Annotated in this window: 11 protein-coding genes and 1 other RNA gene; 4 read left to right on the forward strand and 8 right to left on the reverse strand. The window is 53.8% G+C overall.

Going from position 1 to position 15,536, the window contains the following annotated elements:
- Positions 1-336 precede the first annotated feature (336 nt).
- The gene (locus ACRRUX_RS00860; protein WP_432526305.1) at positions 337-1,479 is read left to right on the forward strand and encodes a putative sulfate/molybdate transporter; all 1,143 of its coding nucleotides are present in this window, start codon (positions 337-339) and stop codon (positions 1,477-1,479) included.
- A 201-nt stretch (positions 1,480-1,680) separates the two neighbouring features.
- Here ACRRUX_RS00860 and ACRRUX_RS00865 read toward each other — a convergent pair whose 3' ends face one another.
- Positions 1,681-1,935 carry a hypothetical protein gene (locus tag ACRRUX_RS00865; protein WP_432526306.1) on the reverse strand — a complete coding sequence of 85 codons (255 nt, stop codon included), beginning with the start codon at positions 1,933-1,935 and terminating at the stop codon, positions 1,681-1,683.
- A gap of 419 nt (positions 1,936-2,354) precedes the next feature.
- On the opposite strand from ACRRUX_RS00865, the gene ACRRUX_RS00870 reads away from it, so the two are divergent.
- Entirely contained in the window at positions 2,355-3,230 is an 876-nt protein-coding gene (locus ACRRUX_RS00870) for a winged helix-turn-helix domain-containing protein (RefSeq protein ID WP_432526307.1), read from the forward strand.
- Positions 3,231-4,569: 1,339 nt separating this feature from the next.
- On the opposite strand, the gene ACRRUX_RS00875 is transcribed toward ACRRUX_RS00870, so the two are convergent.
- The 7 genes from ACRRUX_RS00875 to ACRRUX_RS00905 form a co-directional block, all read right to left on the reverse strand.
- Positions 4,570-6,567, reverse strand: a complete 1,998-nt coding sequence (locus tag ACRRUX_RS00875) for a methyl-accepting chemotaxis protein (RefSeq protein ID WP_432526308.1) — start codon at positions 6,565-6,567, stop codon at positions 4,570-4,572.
- A gap of 285 nt (positions 6,568-6,852) precedes the next feature.
- Positions 6,853-9,744 (reverse strand): aminomethyl-transferring glycine dehydrogenase, encoded by a 2,892-nt coding sequence (gene gcvP, locus ACRRUX_RS00880; RefSeq protein WP_432526309.1) that lies wholly within the window; start codon positions 9,742-9,744, stop codon positions 6,853-6,855.
- Positions 9,745-9,844: 100 nt separating this feature from the next.
- Positions 9,845-10,234 (reverse strand): glycine cleavage system protein GcvH, encoded by a 390-nt coding sequence (gcvH, locus tag ACRRUX_RS00885; protein WP_432526310.1) that lies wholly within the window; start codon positions 10,232-10,234, stop codon positions 9,845-9,847.
- 27 nt (positions 10,235-10,261) lie between these two features.
- Positions 10,262-11,356, reverse strand: coding sequence for a glycine cleavage system aminomethyltransferase GcvT (gcvT, locus tag ACRRUX_RS00890; protein WP_432526311.1), 1,095 nt, complete (start codon positions 11,354-11,356; stop codon positions 10,262-10,264).
- Between the two features lie 283 nt (positions 11,357-11,639).
- On the reverse strand, positions 11,640-12,854 hold the full coding sequence (locus ACRRUX_RS00895) for an FAD-dependent monooxygenase (protein ID WP_432526313.1): 1,215 nt from the start codon (positions 12,852-12,854) through the stop codon (positions 11,640-11,642).
- Between the two features lie 16 nt (positions 12,855-12,870).
- A complete protein-coding gene (ubiH, locus tag ACRRUX_RS00900; protein WP_432526315.1) occupies positions 12,871-14,097 on the reverse strand; it encodes a 2-octaprenyl-6-methoxyphenyl hydroxylase in 1,227 nt (408 codons plus the stop codon).
- Positions 14,098-14,199: 102 nt separating this feature from the next.
- The gene (locus tag ACRRUX_RS00905) at positions 14,200-14,775 is read right to left on the reverse strand and encodes a UPF0149 family protein (protein ID WP_432526316.1); all 576 of its coding nucleotides are present in this window, start codon (positions 14,773-14,775) and stop codon (positions 14,200-14,202) included.
- Positions 14,776-15,008: 233 nt separating this feature from the next.
- On the opposite strand from ACRRUX_RS00905, the gene ACRRUX_RS00910 reads away from it, so the two are divergent.
- The gene (locus ACRRUX_RS00910) at positions 15,009-15,347 is read left to right on the forward strand and encodes a cell division protein ZapA (protein WP_432526317.1); all 339 of its coding nucleotides are present in this window, start codon (positions 15,009-15,011) and stop codon (positions 15,345-15,347) included.
- Positions 15,348-15,353: 6 nt separating this feature from the next.
- Positions 15,354-15,534: non-coding RNA, 6S RNA (gene ssrS / locus ACRRUX_RS00915), on the forward strand.
- The last annotated feature ends 2 nt before the right edge of the window (positions 15,535-15,536 follow it).

The raw sequence follows: 15,536 nt of genomic DNA on the forward strand, positions 1-15,536 counted from the left end.
CGGCGTTATAGAAAGTAAACCGCTCAGCACACAACAGCTGCCGTACAGCTCAGAACCCGCCGTCAGGTAAAGAAGGTGCAGGCAATGATGTGAGCGGCCTGCAAACATTCCCGTGCAGATGGACATCGGGCACCAATAAGCGGTATCTGACGATTTTTTATGGCCAATAACAGGCAGACAAACGGGACAAGAGGCGGCGCACAGTGGCTGCCTGGGTCAATCTGTCTTGCCAGTGAAAGAGCGGTGGGAAGTATTCGTCGGAATCCTTCGTAAATCTCGCTAATATTTTGGCATCAAATTTGCTGACGCTGGGTATCTGTGTTTCCGGCAATCTTTATGCAATCCAACGTTTCGTCTTCCAAACCTTCTCATCCGCTGTTGGCAGAAAGCTGTGGCGCTTTTGCTGATCTGGGAACTTTCCTGCCTTTGGTACTTGGCCTTATCGCCATCAATCAATTCAACGCGCCGGGTATTTTCCTGGGCTTTGGCCTGTTTGCATTGCTGACAGCCCTGGTTTACCGCCGGCCGGTAGCCACTCAGCCAATGAAAGTCATCGCCGCCCTGGTGATCAGTATGCAGCTGACACCCGGCATGATGCAGGCCAGTGCCATGATGATGGGCGTCATTCTGCTGCTGTTGGCGGCAAGCGGCGCCATTGGCTGGCTGGCAAAACAACTGTCGCAGGCGGTCAGCGTCGGCATTCAGCTGGCTATTGGATTGCAGTTGTTGTGGCTCGGACTTGGGATGATGGATGAAACCCTGTGGCTGGGCCTGACGGCGCTGGTGCTGCTGTATGTGAGCCGCTGGTTGCCCATGACCTATCTGATGATGCCGGCCGTATTGCTGCTGGGCATGCTCTGGCAGTACTTCGCAGGCGATATCAATACTCTGCCGGTGTCTGGCTCGCTGGCAGATCTGCAATTTGGCTGGCCAACAACTGATGAATGGTTCAGCGCCGCAGGATTGCTGGTGCTCCCGCAGCTGGCACTGACCTTAACCAATGCCGTTATTGCCGCTTCGGTGATCGGCAAGGAAACCTTTCCAGAAGATGCCAAAAGATTCTCTCCTGCGCGGTTTGCCACCACATCAGGCCTTGCCAATCTGTTACTATCGCCACTGGGCGGAATTGCCATGTGCCACGGCGCCGGCGGCATGACAGTGCAAACCCACTTTGGCGCCCGAACCTGGCGGGCACCGGTAATGTTCGGTGGCGCCTGTATCGCAGTGGCCATACTCTGGGGCAATGAGGTGAGTTATTGGCTTGGGATGATCCCGATGGCGGTGCTGGGCAGCTTGCTGGCAACTGCCGGTATGCAGCTGGCCTGGTCCAAACGGCTGCTGGATGGCAAACCATTCTGCATTTTTGTCATACTGTCCACGGCAGCGGCCAGTCTGTTGGTAAATGCTGCTGCAGGTTTGGCTGTTGGCATATTGCTGGAGCAGGCAAGACGGCTGGGACGCAGGGCATCCGTTCAATGACAGCGTCTCTGAATCTCTGCAAAGTCAATCTGTCAGGCATTGGCGCTGCGAAGTTCACTGCAATATCAATGCTGACCTTATCTACTCAACAGGAAACAATCCCCTTTTATTCAGGAATAGCTTTGATTGGCTGAAATAATAGCGTGCAAAGCGTTTGGCCTGCGCAGTTTTCCCTGACATCTTGATGAGCGGATCCCCGGACTATCTGAAACACTGGGCCAGTTGCACTCGGGTGGATGCCGCCATCAGGCAGCCGCGCTCTTCATCCGAAGCCACCTTGCATTCGGCCATCAGTGCAGCCTGACCGGGTGATTTGCCTCCCTGAACAAATTTCACATGTTCAATGACCTGAGGACACTGGCTTGCCGGTACCTTTTTATCCTGCCCATAAGCAGACATCAGCACACTGATGCCAACCAGACTGCCAATCACCAGCAGGGGGAATTTCACCATCATGAGGTATTCCTTTCAGGGAGTTTCTAGACTTCTGTAAACCTGAAAGTCCCAGGCCATATGAAAGACTTTCTGATTTACAGCTAAAGTACATAAAGCCTAGTTGAGCTCACCCAATATGGCTAAAGTGTCTTAAAAATTTAACACTAAAAGCATAAGCATCTGAATTAAATACCTTTAACAGATAGCTGTAAAAATAGCCGCATCAGGCTTTAAACATTCCACAATCAATTGACTTTAAATATAAAAACCCAAAAATCCCGAGTCACGCCGTAATATATTGATGCAAATAAAGACCATTTGCATTCAAGCTGCAATTGACTTGCAACATTTAATCGCGCGACACTGTTGCCGCTCAGCCTAAAGTCATACACACAATCATTTCGGTCGATACAAACCACCAAAAAGAGACAGGTAATGCCATGTCAGATCCCAAAGCACTGACGTTTTCAGGGTTTACCCTTTTAGTGGATACCAACCAGTTGTTGTTTGAGGGCAAAGTTGTCGCCATCGAGGCTCGTCAGCTCCAACTGCTGGAGGTACTCGCCAATGCCAGCCCGGAGATGGTAAGCAAACAGGAATTGATGGACATATTGTGGCCAGACACCATAGTGACTGAAGCCTCTTTATCAAGGCTGATCTCCGATACCCGTAAATTTCTGGGAACCCTCGGTGCCAGACGGGATCTCATCACCACAGTTCATGGACGGGGTTTTTGCTTGAGCGCAGAGGTCACTCAGGCTGATGCCTCAACCTTCCTGCACCAATCTGCTGAAGCATCCGGGATACCTGTCGATATCGAGCCGTTTCACAGCGCAGTGGTTAAACCGGGCAAGCGACTGTCGCCGCTTTGTTTGATTGCGCTGACAGTCCTGTCAGCGTCGGTTATAGGATTAGTCCTGTATATGGTGATGGCAAAGTCTGAACCCCAACATAACGACTATGTTGGCACCTGGCAGGTAATGCTGCAGCTCAAGGTCAGAGACAGTGTGCTGAATAAATTCGGTCAACCTGTCTGCACCGACAGTCAACGCAGGTATGATGTTGTTATTCATAAAGATCAGGGAAAATATCGGCTTATTCAACCTCAGTTCACCATGTCATTGGGCGACGATCTCACCCAACCTATCGTTGACAATCTGTCCTATCAGGATGCCGGAGGCTATGTGGATTCGGAGCTGACGCTGTATTTTGTCAGTCACAACCGCATGACGGGCCACAGTCAATGGCAATTCAGAATGACCAGGGACTCAGAGGTCATCTGTCGGGGTGATTCAATCTTTGATGCCGTGAAATAGCGCGACCCAATCAACGATTGCCTGCATTGGTGTATTTAGTGTTGATTGGCGCGGCGCGCAGCTACACAGAAACCTCACTGTTGCCTGTATAGCCTGTATAGCCTGTATAGCCTGTAGCCAAATAACCTCAGGTATTGATGGATACATCAACCTTACCAGGCTTGCGTCAATTCAGGGCGGGAATCGAAGGGTTAAGTTCAGGGAGTGCGCAAAAAAGTCAGTCAACACCTGCTAACAGGGCCGCTGAGTTGACTGTTTGCGACGCTCTAATGAACCCTGTCATCCCCCCCCAACTCAATGCCTGCAGCAATAAAAAGTGTGGCCTGAACCCGAGTGTGGCGCCCGGATACCGTTCAGACCACAACCTAACCTTTAAAGCAGACAAAAATAAACGCCTGTAAAAAATCCAATTCCATACTGCGACTGCACCCAATCGGGCTTCTGTTACAGCTTCTGCTGACAACTTTTAGTGAGTGCTGCATTTTGGTCTCTGTTACCAACCGCAACCTTGCCATCCGATTGGATAACAATAGCGGCGCCGATAACAGCCAGTCTGTTTCACTGGAACAACCAAAGCGCAGTTTCTTCACCCTGGGTCTCTTTATCCGAAGCTTATTCTTCCGGAACAGCGGTATCCGACATTGTGTCCCGGGTAAGCGCTGTCGCACGCTGTCCGGCGCAACATGAACGCTTAACTTAATGCGACATCTCAACTCCGCAGAAACTGACTCAGATCATGCTCCGCTCACGCCTTCTGCGCTTTATCCTTTGTCATCTGTTTTTTGCTTTCGGACATATTGGGATTATTTGTTGGCCGAACGCTTATGGTTATCTGTAGTGATAATGGTTTGTATTGAGTGGCAATGTGGCATCAGTTGTCCCAAATTGCTTGAAAAGAATCTGATACTTTTTGAATAAATTTGCGCAGGGAAAGGATCACCAATCAATCCGGCAAGGGCGGACGTTAATCTTTATGATCAGAACCTGATACCAATAGAATCAACTAGATAAAGTTTAAAAAAAGATAATCGCTGTGTTTGAAAGATATTCCGGTTTCAGGATTCAGCCCAAACCAATACAGATCCTGACAGTGACATTGAGAGGTATTCAGGACTGACGGAGTGCTGATTCAACGATGGCAATCTATGTTGTTCCTGCATTTCTCGGCTTTGTTCCAATCAATCCGGAAGCAAGTCTGTTTGTCGACATATCCCCCCCGTAATACCAGCCCGGCTTGTCCGAATAAGCCAGTCATATTGCCAGCAACAAAATGAATGAGCCCCTGAAGTCTGTTCAGGGGCCTGCTCAGGTCAATATCCGGTAGGATGTCAGGAGTATCTCAGGCTGTTTTGAACTGAGCGATATTGCCGGCCAGCGAGTGCATCATCTTGCGCAGCGCCTGCAAATCATGGTCGATCAATTCCGAACCATCACTGGATTCAACCGCAATGGACACCAAAGACTCCAACTCCTGAGACACGCTGGCAAAGGTTAACGCCTGTTGTCTGGCAGACTCGGCGATACCGGCATTCTTGCTGGCCATATCGCCAATATTGGTCTTCAGCTGCGCCAGCGAAACCCGGGATGTTTCCACCGCCTGCTGCGTCTCATAACTGGCACTGCGACTCTGCTGCATATTGGAGAAGGAAGACTCGGCATTCTGGCGGATCTCATCCAGCATCACCGCAATCTCTTCGGTTGAGCGCTTACTGCGCTGAGCCAGATTACGCACTTCATCGGCCACCACGGCAAAACCCCGCCCCATTTCCCCCGCCCGCGCAGCTTCAATGGCCGCATTCAATGCCAGCAAATTGGTTTGCTCCGAGATGCCGGTAATATTGTCCAGGATCGCCTTCACATTGGTGGTCTGCTTTTGCAGCGACTCCATCATGCCGAAGGTGGTATCAATGCTGGCAATCAGGCTGGTCGAGGTATGGGCGGAAGTTTCACCGGACTTGACCGCGTCATTGGTGTAATTTTCTGCCACCTCTGTGGCTCCCTCGACCTGCAGTGCAAACCCAGCCACATCGTCACTGCTGTGTGACATTTCTGTCATCGCAGCGGCCAGCGTCTCGCATTTTGCGGAGGTCTGACGTGACAGCTCAACATCCCGCCGTGCTTTTTCACTCAGCACATTGAGTGATTCATCGGCGCGGGCAGCCAACTGCACTGCGTCATTGAGCACACTGCGGATAGCCGCCACAAAACTGTCGATATCCTGCTCAATTTCGCCAATCTCATCGCCATGTCCCAGCCCCAGTTGCACGGAGAGATCACGGTTTTTTACCATGGCCTTGAGTCTCGCTCCCAACTCTCTGACTCGCTGGTTAATGGAAGTCACACTGTAAAAGGAGCTGATCAGGATAAGCAGGATCACCAGGGTCAATACCAACATCATACTCCAGCTGTAACGACTTGCCGCCGTCGCCGACTGCTCCAATCGCTCTGACAGCACTGCCAGACTGGCATTTTTGAATTGATTGAGTTGACTGATACGCTGGGTTGCCAAAGGAAACCACTCCTGTGGCGTCGGTCCTTTGATCTGTCCGAGATGGTCTTTCTGTGTCAGAAAATTCTGCTCTATTTCGCGGATTTTCGACCAGGCAGGATCATTGGCCAGCGCCATAAAGCCACTCAGTTCTTTGCCGGGCAGCGCGGTGGCCACCGCATCTGCGGCGAAATTAAACTCATCAATGTAACTTTGCACCCGGGCGTAACCATCAAGCTCTACCCTGCTTTTGGCAAATATGCCATTCAGTGCTCCGCGGGATTGCCCCGCTTTTTCCTTCATCAGTGCCAAAGACAGCAAAGCATTGAGCTCCCTGGAAGCCAGCGGATCGCGGGATTGAGTCGATACCGTGCCCGCAGCCAACAATGCGTGCTTATTCAAACCGGAATAATAGTCAAACGGGGAAGAAGTCGGTGCAAGAGAGTCAACCTGCAGCCTGAACGAAGATTTGCTGTTGAACGTCTCAGAGAGATTGTGCAGCGACGCCTGCCACAATTCGCTGTCGATGTAAGATGGGGAAAAGCCGTTCAGCGCCCGCTGCGCCTTGTCTGCCTGCTGACGTTGCTCATCCAGTTTTTGTCTGATCCCGGCATCGCCACCCGAACCCAGATAACCGGCAGTCAGGCCCCGCTCCACGGCAAACTGGTGCGCCACCTCATCCAGCAAACTGAAGGCCTGCAGCGTTTCCAGGGTTTGTCTGGTCTGTGTGACTTCAGCCCGGCTGTCATGCACCTCAAGCCAACCCAGCACACAGGTCAGAGTGAGCGGCAAACCGACCAGTATTAATAACTTATGTCCAATCTTCAGATTGGTAAATACACCTTTCATGGCAATCAAGTTCCTTCTTTGTCATATCCCTGCTGACCTGGCGCCGGAGCACATCCGGATATTGTGGGAAAACAATATGCCGCAAACGCCAAACCGACAACGGCCTGGATCATTCCGGCTTATCCGGCGCACGCTTTAGAGAATCCCAAAATCCCCGCTCAGGCCCAAACCATTTCCCGATTTTACTCTCTGGCCACTGACAAACTATCGGCCATTGGAGTGACTAACTTAAGGAAAAAATTAAACAAAAAGGCGCCCGCAGGCGCCTTGATCAGCAGGATAAGATTAATCCTGATATTCGCTCATGGGCACGCAGGCACAGAACAGGTTGCGGTCACCATACACATCATCGATACGGTTCACCGTTGGCCAGAACTTGTTGACCTTGACCGCCGCCGATGGGAATACCGCCAACTCACGGCTGTATGGGCGCGCATCAAAGGCCGGGTCCATGATATCGGCCATGGTGTGCGGCGCATTGTGCAGCGGATTGTTGTCCGCTGGCCACTCACCACTTTCCACTTTGGCGATTTCATGACGGATAGCGATCATGGCATCGATAAATCTGTCCAGCTCGACCTTGGACTCAGACTCAGTCGGCTCCACCATCAGGGTACCGGCCACCGGGAAGCTCATGGTCGGAGCGTGGAAGCCATAATCATTCAGACGCTTGGCCACATCCATCTCGGTCACCCCAGAGGCTTCCTTGAGCGGACGCAAATCGATAATACACTCGTGGGCAATACGGTCATTGCGGCCACGGTACAAAATCGGATAGTGCTCGCCCAGACGCTTGGCCACATAGTTGGCGTTCAGCATAGCCACCTGAGTGGACTGCGCCAGACCTTTGCTGCCCAGCAGACGGATATACATCCAGCTGATCGGCAGAATGCCGGCACTGCCGTAAGGCGCGGCCGAGACTGCGCCGTTGTCCTGACTCTCAGCACCGGTTTTCACCACCGCATGACCAGCCACAAACGGCGCCAGATGCGCTTTTACGCCAATGGGGCCCATACCCGGACCACCGCCGCCATGAGGAATAGCGAAGGTCTTGTGCAGGTTGAGGTGCGACACGTCTGCGCCGATAAAGCCCGGCGAAGTCAGCCCCACCTGAGCATTCATGTTGGCGCCATCCAGATACACCTGACCACCATACTGGTGAATGATGTTACAAATCTCACGCACGGTTTCTTCATACACACCGTGGGTGGATGGGTAAGTAATCATCACACAGGAGAGGCTGTCGGCCACTTCGGCGGCCTTGGCGCGCAGGTCGTCCAAATCCACGTTGCCCTGCTTGTCACAGGCAGTCACCACCACTTTCATCCCCGCCAGCTGCGCTGAAGCCGGGTTGGTACCGTGGGCAGACTGAGGGATAAGACAGATATTTCTGTGACCTTCGCCGCGGGACTCATGGTACTTGCGGATCGCCAGCAGACCAGCGTACTCGCCCTGGGCACCTGAGTTGGGCTGCATGCACACTGCATCATAGCCGGTGATGTCCACCAGCCAGTCAGACAGTTCACCAATCAATTGCTGATACCCCTTGGCCTGCTCCTGCGGGCAGAAAGGATGCATATTGGCAAATTCAGGCCAGCTCACCGGGATCATCTCCACCGCAGCATTCAGCTTCATGGTGCAGGAGCCAAGCGAAATCATCGAATAGTTCAGCGCCAGATCTTTGCTTTCCAGACGCTTGATGTACCGCATCATCTCGGTTTCCGAGTGATAGCTGTTGAAGGTCGGGTGGGTCAAAAATTCAGTGTCACGCTTGAGCGCGGCAGGAATGGTGTCCACTGCGCTGGCAACCAGCTCATCATCGATGAAACCTGGCTTGAGGCCATGACCAGCGCCCAGAATGATAGTAAACAGATCGGCGACATCGGCACGGGTAGTGGTTTCATCCAGACTCACACCCAGCGTGCCTTCAGCGTCCTGACGCAGGTTCACACCGGCGGCCTGAGCACGTTCTATGACGGCAGCCTTGTCAGCCACCTTGAAGGTCAGGGTGTCAAACCAGCTGTGGTTCACCAGCTCAACGCCTTTGGATTTAAGACCGGTGGCCAGAATGTCGGCCAGACGGTGAATGCGCGATGCGATGCGCTTAAGGCCGGCTGGGCCATGATACACGGCATAGAAAGACGCCATGTTGGCCAGCAGCACCTGCGCAGTACAGATGTTGGAGTTGGCTTTCTCGCGGCGGATATGCTGCTCACGGGTCTGCATCGCCATGCGCAGTGCCTTGTTGCCGCGGGTATCTTTGGACACCCCGATAATGCGGCCCGGCATGGAGCGCTTGTGCTCATCCTTGGTGACGAAGAAGGCGGCATGTGGGCCACCAAAGCCCATGGGCACACCAAAACGCTGCGCTGAGCCGAACACCACATCGGCGCCCATGGAGCCGGGGGATTTGAGCAGCACCAGCGACATAATGTCGGCAGCGACGGTGACAATGGCTTTCTGGGCATGCAGCTGCTCAATCAACTCAGCAAAATCGTTGATCTCACCAAAGCGGTTGGTGTACTGCAGCAGCACCCCGAATACCTGATGATTAACGGCGTCTTTGGCCGGTCCCACCACCACATCAAAACCAAAGCACTCAGCGCGGGTCTTGACCACATCTATGGTCTGGGGGAATACATCGTCAGCCACATAAAACACGTTGGCGTTTTTGGCTTTGGACACCCGCTTGGCCAGTGCCATGGCTTCGGCAGCGGCAGTGGCTTCATCCAGCAGCGAGGCCGAGGCCAGATCCAGCCCGGTCAGATCGATAGACAGGTGCTGGAAGTTCAGGATCGCTTCCAGACGGCCCTGGGCAATCTCTGGCTGATACGGGGTGTAGGCGGTATACCAGCCCGGATTCTCAAGCACATTACGCAGGATCACATTGGGCACTTCAGTACCGTAATAGCCCATGCCTATGTAGGTTTTGAATACCTGATTCTGGTCTGCCAGTTTGCGAATATAGGCCAAACCTTCCGCTTCATTATAAGAAGGTCCTACCTTGAGGCCGTCCTTGAGGCGGATGGACTCAGGAACAATCTGCGCCGTCAGATCTTCCAGCGACTCGGCACCAACATAGGCCAGCATATCGCGCTGCTGGGCGACGTCCGGGCCGATATGACGGCGGATAAATAGTTCATGCTGCTCTAACTGAGTAAGGGTTTGCTTGGTCATGATACGCCTTGTTCTATCTCACTGCCGGCTTGTATTGCCGGTCTTTAAAAGGGCACAGATACAAACAAAGCCCCCGTGGGGGCTTTGCTTTTGGCACAGCTTATTCTTCGTCGATAACGGCCTGATAGGCGTCTGCATCCAGCAGATTGTCCAGCTCAGAAGTATCGGAAGGCATAATACGGAAGAACCAGCCATCGCCGTAGGCATCGCTGTTGACCAGCTCAGGGGCATCTTCCAGCGCTTCGTTCACCGCCAGCACTTCACCGGACAGTGGCGCATAAATGTCAGAGGCGGCCTTGACTGACTCAGCCACAGCGCAATCTTCGCCGGCGCTGACTGTGTCACCCACTTCAGGCAGTTCAACAAACACCATATCGCCAAGCAGCTCCTGGGCGTGCTCAGTAATACCTACTGTGTAGCTGCCGTCTGATTCTTTACGAACCCACTCATGAGAGGAGGCATACTTCAGCTCGGTTGGGATGTTGCTCATTGTTGTAATTCCTTGTTCCGTTATCTTTTAGAAAGCTTGTTTTCCATTGCGTACAAAGCAGGGAGACACCACCCTGACAGGGACACGCTTGTTACGCACGTCGACTTCGGCACTCTGGCCAATGCCCGCAGGGACGCGAGCCATCGCAATAGAATAGCCTAATGTCGGTGAAAAAGTACCACTGGTGATCACGCCCTGACGCTCTGCGCCGGACGGGTCATTAAAACATACTGTCATGCCTTGGCGCAGTACGCCTTTGGTCTCCATCACCAGCCCCACCAGCTGCTCGCTGCCGGCTGCTTTAATGGCAGTTAAGGCTTCACGACCGATAAAGTCGCGATCAGCAGGTTCCCAGGCGATGGTCCAGCCCATGTTGGCGGCCAGCGGGTTAACGGTTTCATCCATATCCTGACCGTAAAGGTTCATGCCGGCTTCAAGACGCAGGGTATCGCGGGCGCCCAGACCGCAGGGTTTCACCCCGGCGTCCAGCAGCGCCTGCCACAAAGCCTGCGCCTGCGCCTGTGGCACAATAATCTCGTAACCGGCTTCGCCTGTGTACCCTGTGGTAGCCACAAACAGCTCACCGGCCTGCAGGCCGAAAAATGGCTTCATGCCTTCAACAGCAGCATTTTGCGCGGCATCAAACACCTGCGCGGCCTTGGCTTTGGCATTGGGGCCCTGCACGGCGATCATGGCCAGTTCAGGACGCTCGGTAACTGTCACATCAAAGCCTTTGGCCTGCTCATTGATCCAGGCCAAATCTTTTTCACGGGTCGCGGAGTTGACCACGACGCGGTAGAAATCGTCGCTGAGGTAATAAGTGATAAGGTCATCGATAACACCGGCCTGCTGGTTGAGCATGCCGCTGTATAGCGCCTTGCCGGGCACCTTGAGCTTGGCCACATCATTGGCCAGCAGGCGCTGCAGGAAGGCTTTGGTGCCGCTGCCGATCAAATCCACCACTGTCATGTGGGAGACATCGAACATGCCGGCGTCCTGACGCACGGCATGGTGCTCTTCAATCTGTGAGCCATAGTTCAGGGGCATGTCCCAACCATGGAAATCGACCATCTTGGCACCGGCTTCGAGGTGCTTGCTGTAGAGTACAGTTTTATTAGCCATTGTAATCCCTTCTATGGGTCTGAGGTCATCTCATCAGGTCTTCGCCTGTTATTGTCGCCCCCAATTTGAGGGCGGGGTCATCTGCGCTAAAACTCAGCAATGACAGAAACAACCTGCTCTGGAAATGCGGCAAAATTATACCGCTGGTTATGCTTTTGTATACAAAAAGATGTTTAGCTGATCACGGTTATTCATTAGTTAAAATAATGCGATTGATTAGTTATTCTCAGGGCGCAATGACTGGTATTGCAGCCATGCCCCGTCACTGCTGGGTTAGCGCCGATCAGCGGCACAGCGCTGGCAGCCCTGATTTCTTGCCCATGGCCTGTTGGATGAACAGTGTTTTCAGAGGAGAAACTGAATCCACCAGGTTCAGCCCCAAATCACGGATCGCACGCTTGATGGGATTGCTGCCGGCAAACAGCTGTCTGAATCCTTCCATCGCCGCGATCATCTCCAGCGCATCGGCTTTACGGGCACGCTCCAGCGCACGCAAATGACGATACTCGCCGATATCCTTGCCGCTTTGTTTGAGCTCAGTCACGGTATCTATAATGGCTCCGGCATCAAGGAAGCCCAGATTCACGCCCTGCCCGGCCAACGGATGTATGGTATGGGCAGCATCACCGGCCAGCAGCAAACGATGGCGGGCAAAATGGCGCGCATAGCGCATTCTCAGCGGGAACGACTGACGCTGCTTGTCTCCGGCCAGAGTGCAAAGCCCCATGCGTCCATCCATGGCAACGGTCAAGCGTTTACCAAATTCGTCATCATCAGTACTGAGCAGCCCAGCCGCCTGCTCAGGGGAAACTGACCAGACAATGGAGCATAAATGGGGATCATGCAGCGGTAAAAACGCCAGTACACCATCACCTAAAAACGCCTGGCGGGCAGTATCGCCGTGAGGCAATTCAGTGCGCACGGTTGCCACTATGGCATGGTGGCCATAGTCCCAGAAGGTCAGCGGAATTTGGCACAAACTGCGCACCTGGGATTGCGCACCATCTGCCGCCACCACCAGCGCTGCGCTCACCTGCTCGCCGTTACTCAGGGTCAGCCAGGCTTCACGCTCGCCAAACGCCAGCCGCTCCATGCTGACATTTTCCAGATGGGTCAGCTCAGCCAGTTCAGCCGCCCGCTTGCTCAGGGCATAGGCGATGGCATCATTTTCGACAATGGCACCGAGTGCAGATTCCGACAGGCTTTGTGCATCAAACTGAATTTTGCCCAGGCCATCTTTATCCCACACTTCCATGCGGCGATAAGGGCCGGTGCGATCGGCATCAAGATACTGCCAGGCACCAAGATTGGTCAGCAACCGCCGACTGGCCTGATTGATGGCACTGACCCGAAGTCTGGGGTGACCGTTGACCGCTTCGCTGCGACCGGCATCAATCACCAGGGTTTTAACGCCGGCCTCAGCCAGCCCACAGGCAGTTGCCAGTCCCACCATGCCACCGCCAACGATGGCAACATCATAGGTTTGCGTCGTTATCATTATTGTATTCCTTGTCCTAAACCTGACTTTCCCGCCAGCCCATCGCCACCTGCGCCAGCGGCGCTTTCAGGGGCGGCACCCAGGATAGTAATCTGAGCCCAAGATTGCGCCCGGCGACCAAAGGCAAATAATCGTTGGAGAAGCCCCGAACCAGAAACTCGATATTGCGTACAGTCGATTGCCTGTCCTGCTCGCGGGCACGCAAGTAACTGTGAATAAGGCTGGCGCTGCCAAGCACATTGTCCGCGTCCAACTCATGTTTGATGCAATCCAGCAGGTCAATCACATCTCTGAGCCCCAGATTGAATCCCTGACCGGCAATGGGATGCAGCGTCTGGGCGGCGTTGCCGATAAATACACAGCGATGGAAGGCCGGTCTGGACATCACACCCAGCGTCAGCGGATAACAGTGACGGCTGCCGGTTTGCACAAAACGCCCGGCGCGATAGCCAAAGGCCTGCTGCAACTGCTGCAAAAATGCCTGGTCATCCAGTGCCATCACGCGGCTTGCGTCGTCATGAGTCAGGGCCCACACCACAGACAGCCGCTGCAGCCCCTCCACAGGCGCCATGGGCAATAATGCCAGCGGACCTGTGTCAGTGAATCGCTCCCAGGCCATGCCGGGTTTGCCCTCAGTCACGGCAATATTGGCGATCACCGCACTTTGTCCAAAATCAGTTTGCTGCAGCGGCAAATTAAACGCTTTGCGCACCGCAGAGTGGGCGCCGTCGGCGGCCACCAGCAAATCGGCCCGTAAGCGGCTGCCAGAAGCCAGTGTCAATTCATGGAAATCTGCCTGACTGTCAAGCGATTGCAACGCATCTGGGCAGTAATACCTGATGTTGCTGCGCTTCAGGGCACGATCGAGCACCTGGCCAACCTGAGCCAGTTCAACCACCTGACCAAAGGCAGGGACATGGAAAGCCGCAGCATCCAGCCGGGTCATACCAAAATGGCCGCGATCAGATACATGGATACTCTTGATGTCGGTACCCAGATGACTGAGTGCTGGCCACAGGCCCAGCCGGGATAATTGATGAATAGAGCCGTGGGACAACGCAATGGCACGGGCATCAAAACCGGGATGGGCATCCTCCACGACAAAGGCTTCCACCAGCGCGATGTTAAGGGCCTGACCATCCGGCCTTTTCAGTGCCGCCAGTCCTAACGCCAGGGTGGCACCTGTCATGGCACCGCCGACAATCACAACATCATAATGCGGGATGATAATTTCACTGCTCATAAACGGTTTGCTGCTGCACAGTCATCACTGCGCCTTCCTTGCGTTCAAAAAATTGCAATCAACAAGTTACGATGAAAAAAAGGCGGCCCCGGCCGCACTTTATCAATGGATAACTTTATCGTCCGCCGCATCGGCCGCGCCTGGCTCAGGCCGGAATTCGGCATAACAGAGAATGGCGGACATACGCACAAACTCCAGAATCTCCTGATAGGCGGCTTCGGACTCATCATCTTCGCTGACATCCAGCTCTACCCGGGCTATCTCGGCCAGGTCCTGGATCACTTCACGCACATCCGCCGACGCCTGATTAAGCTTGGGTTGGATAATGGCAAGACCGGTGAGGAAACTCTGCACCCACAGCGACAACGCCTCAACCCGGTCAGCCAGCGGCACTTCCTCTTCCGGCAGCAGCGGCACAAAGCCAAATTCCACATCCGCCAGACGGGTCTTGGTATCCTGATACATCTCAGTCACCAGATTCCTGATTTCACCGGTCAGCGGCTGGCCATCGTTCATCAGCTCAGCCAATGGCTTCTGCCAGCCATCTTTACTTGCGGCTACGCCACCACAGATCAGGCCCACCATGGCACCATGAACTTCAACCGGGTGCTGACCGATACCGGCATCATCCAGCGCTGACTTCAGATTATCGATACAAAGAGACGGAGGTGTAGCCATAGGTGTTTGAGTCCAAATACAGATTTAATCAGCCAATGCTAGCAGAACTGCCCGCCCTGACCAAGGAATCAGCACGCTCCCCGGAGCATTTTTTCCCCACAAAATCCAGGGCTGTTCACTCCTTGGGCAAGTGCAGTGATCCGGGGCCAAATCAGTCTCTGCTTATCTTGCACTTTCAGTCCCGGCCTTATATAGTCCGCCTCAAGAGACCAACGCGAGGATAGTCGCAGCCAATGAGTAACAGTGCAGTTGAAATCACCCTCCAGGGGCGCACGTACTCTATCGCCTGTCCCCAAGGTCAGGAGACCGCGCTCAAAGCGGTCGCCAACAAGCTGGAAAAACAACTCGCCTCACTCAGAGCCCGAACCAACAGTTTGAGTCGCGAAGAGCTGGCCATTATGGCGGCCCTCAACATTGGCTATGAGTTGTTTGAAGAGCAAAAGAAAAATCAGGACTACATCAGACAGATGGATGAACGCATCACGCTGCTGCAGTCCACCCTCGAAAATGCATTGGTCGAACGCAGTCGGGGAAGTGCTGACAAACAGCACCAAACACCAGAATCCGACTAACGAATTCGCTCTCTGGGGTGTGCGACAACCGGTAATGTCCCTGTGCCGATATTTTTAAACTCAGGGTGAATGCTTTATTGACATTGAGCAGGCTCGGCCAGTACCGAGAAGCCTTAGGAAGTAATCATTGACCCGCCTTGAACCTACGGTTCAAGGGCTACACCGGAACCGGCACCCTGGAGAGCACTC

It is taken from the genome of Shewanella sp. GXUN23E (assembly GCF_050865035.1).
GTDB lineage: Bacteria > Pseudomonadota > Gammaproteobacteria > Enterobacterales > Shewanellaceae > Shewanella.

What these genes read in the sequence shown, in the direction of transcription:
- ACRRUX_RS00910 (WP_432526317.1), top strand. Translation starts at nt 15,009, where the DNA reads ATGAGTAACAGTGCAGTTGAAATCACCCTCCAGGGGCGCACGTACTCT.
- ACRRUX_RS00905 (WP_432526316.1), bottom strand. Translation starts at nt 14,775, where the DNA reads ATGGCTACACCTCCGTCTCTTTGTATCGATAATCTGAAGTCAGCGCTG.
- ubiH (WP_432526315.1), bottom strand. Translation starts at nt 14,097, where the DNA reads ATGAGCAGTGAAATTATCATCCCGCATTATGATGTTGTGATTGTCGGC.
- gcvH (WP_432526310.1), bottom strand. Translation starts at nt 10,234, where the DNA reads ATGAGCAACATCCCAACCGAGCTGAAGTATGCCTCCTCTCATGAGTGG.
- ACRRUX_RS00870 (WP_432526307.1), top strand. Translation starts at nt 2,355, where the DNA reads ATGTCAGATCCCAAAGCACTGACGTTTTCAGGGTTTACCCTTTTAGTG.
- ACRRUX_RS00860 (WP_432526305.1), top strand. Translation starts at nt 337, where the DNA reads ATGCAATCCAACGTTTCGTCTTCCAAACCTTCTCATCCGCTGTTGGCA.
- gcvP (WP_432526309.1), bottom strand. Translation starts at nt 9,744, where the DNA reads ATGACCAAGCAAACCCTTACTCAGTTAGAGCAGCATGAACTATTTATC.
- gcvT (WP_432526311.1), bottom strand. Translation starts at nt 11,356, where the DNA reads ATGGCTAATAAAACTGTACTCTACAGCAAGCACCTCGAAGCCGGTGCC.
- ACRRUX_RS00895 (WP_432526313.1), bottom strand. Translation starts at nt 12,854, where the DNA reads ATGATAACGACGCAAACCTATGATGTTGCCATCGTTGGCGGTGGCATG.
- ACRRUX_RS00865 (WP_432526306.1), bottom strand. Translation starts at nt 1,935, where the DNA reads ATGATGGTGAAATTCCCCCTGCTGGTGATTGGCAGTCTGGTTGGCATC.
- ACRRUX_RS00875 (WP_432526308.1), bottom strand. Translation starts at nt 6,567, where the DNA reads ATGAAAGGTGTATTTACCAATCTGAAGATTGGACATAAGTTATTAATA.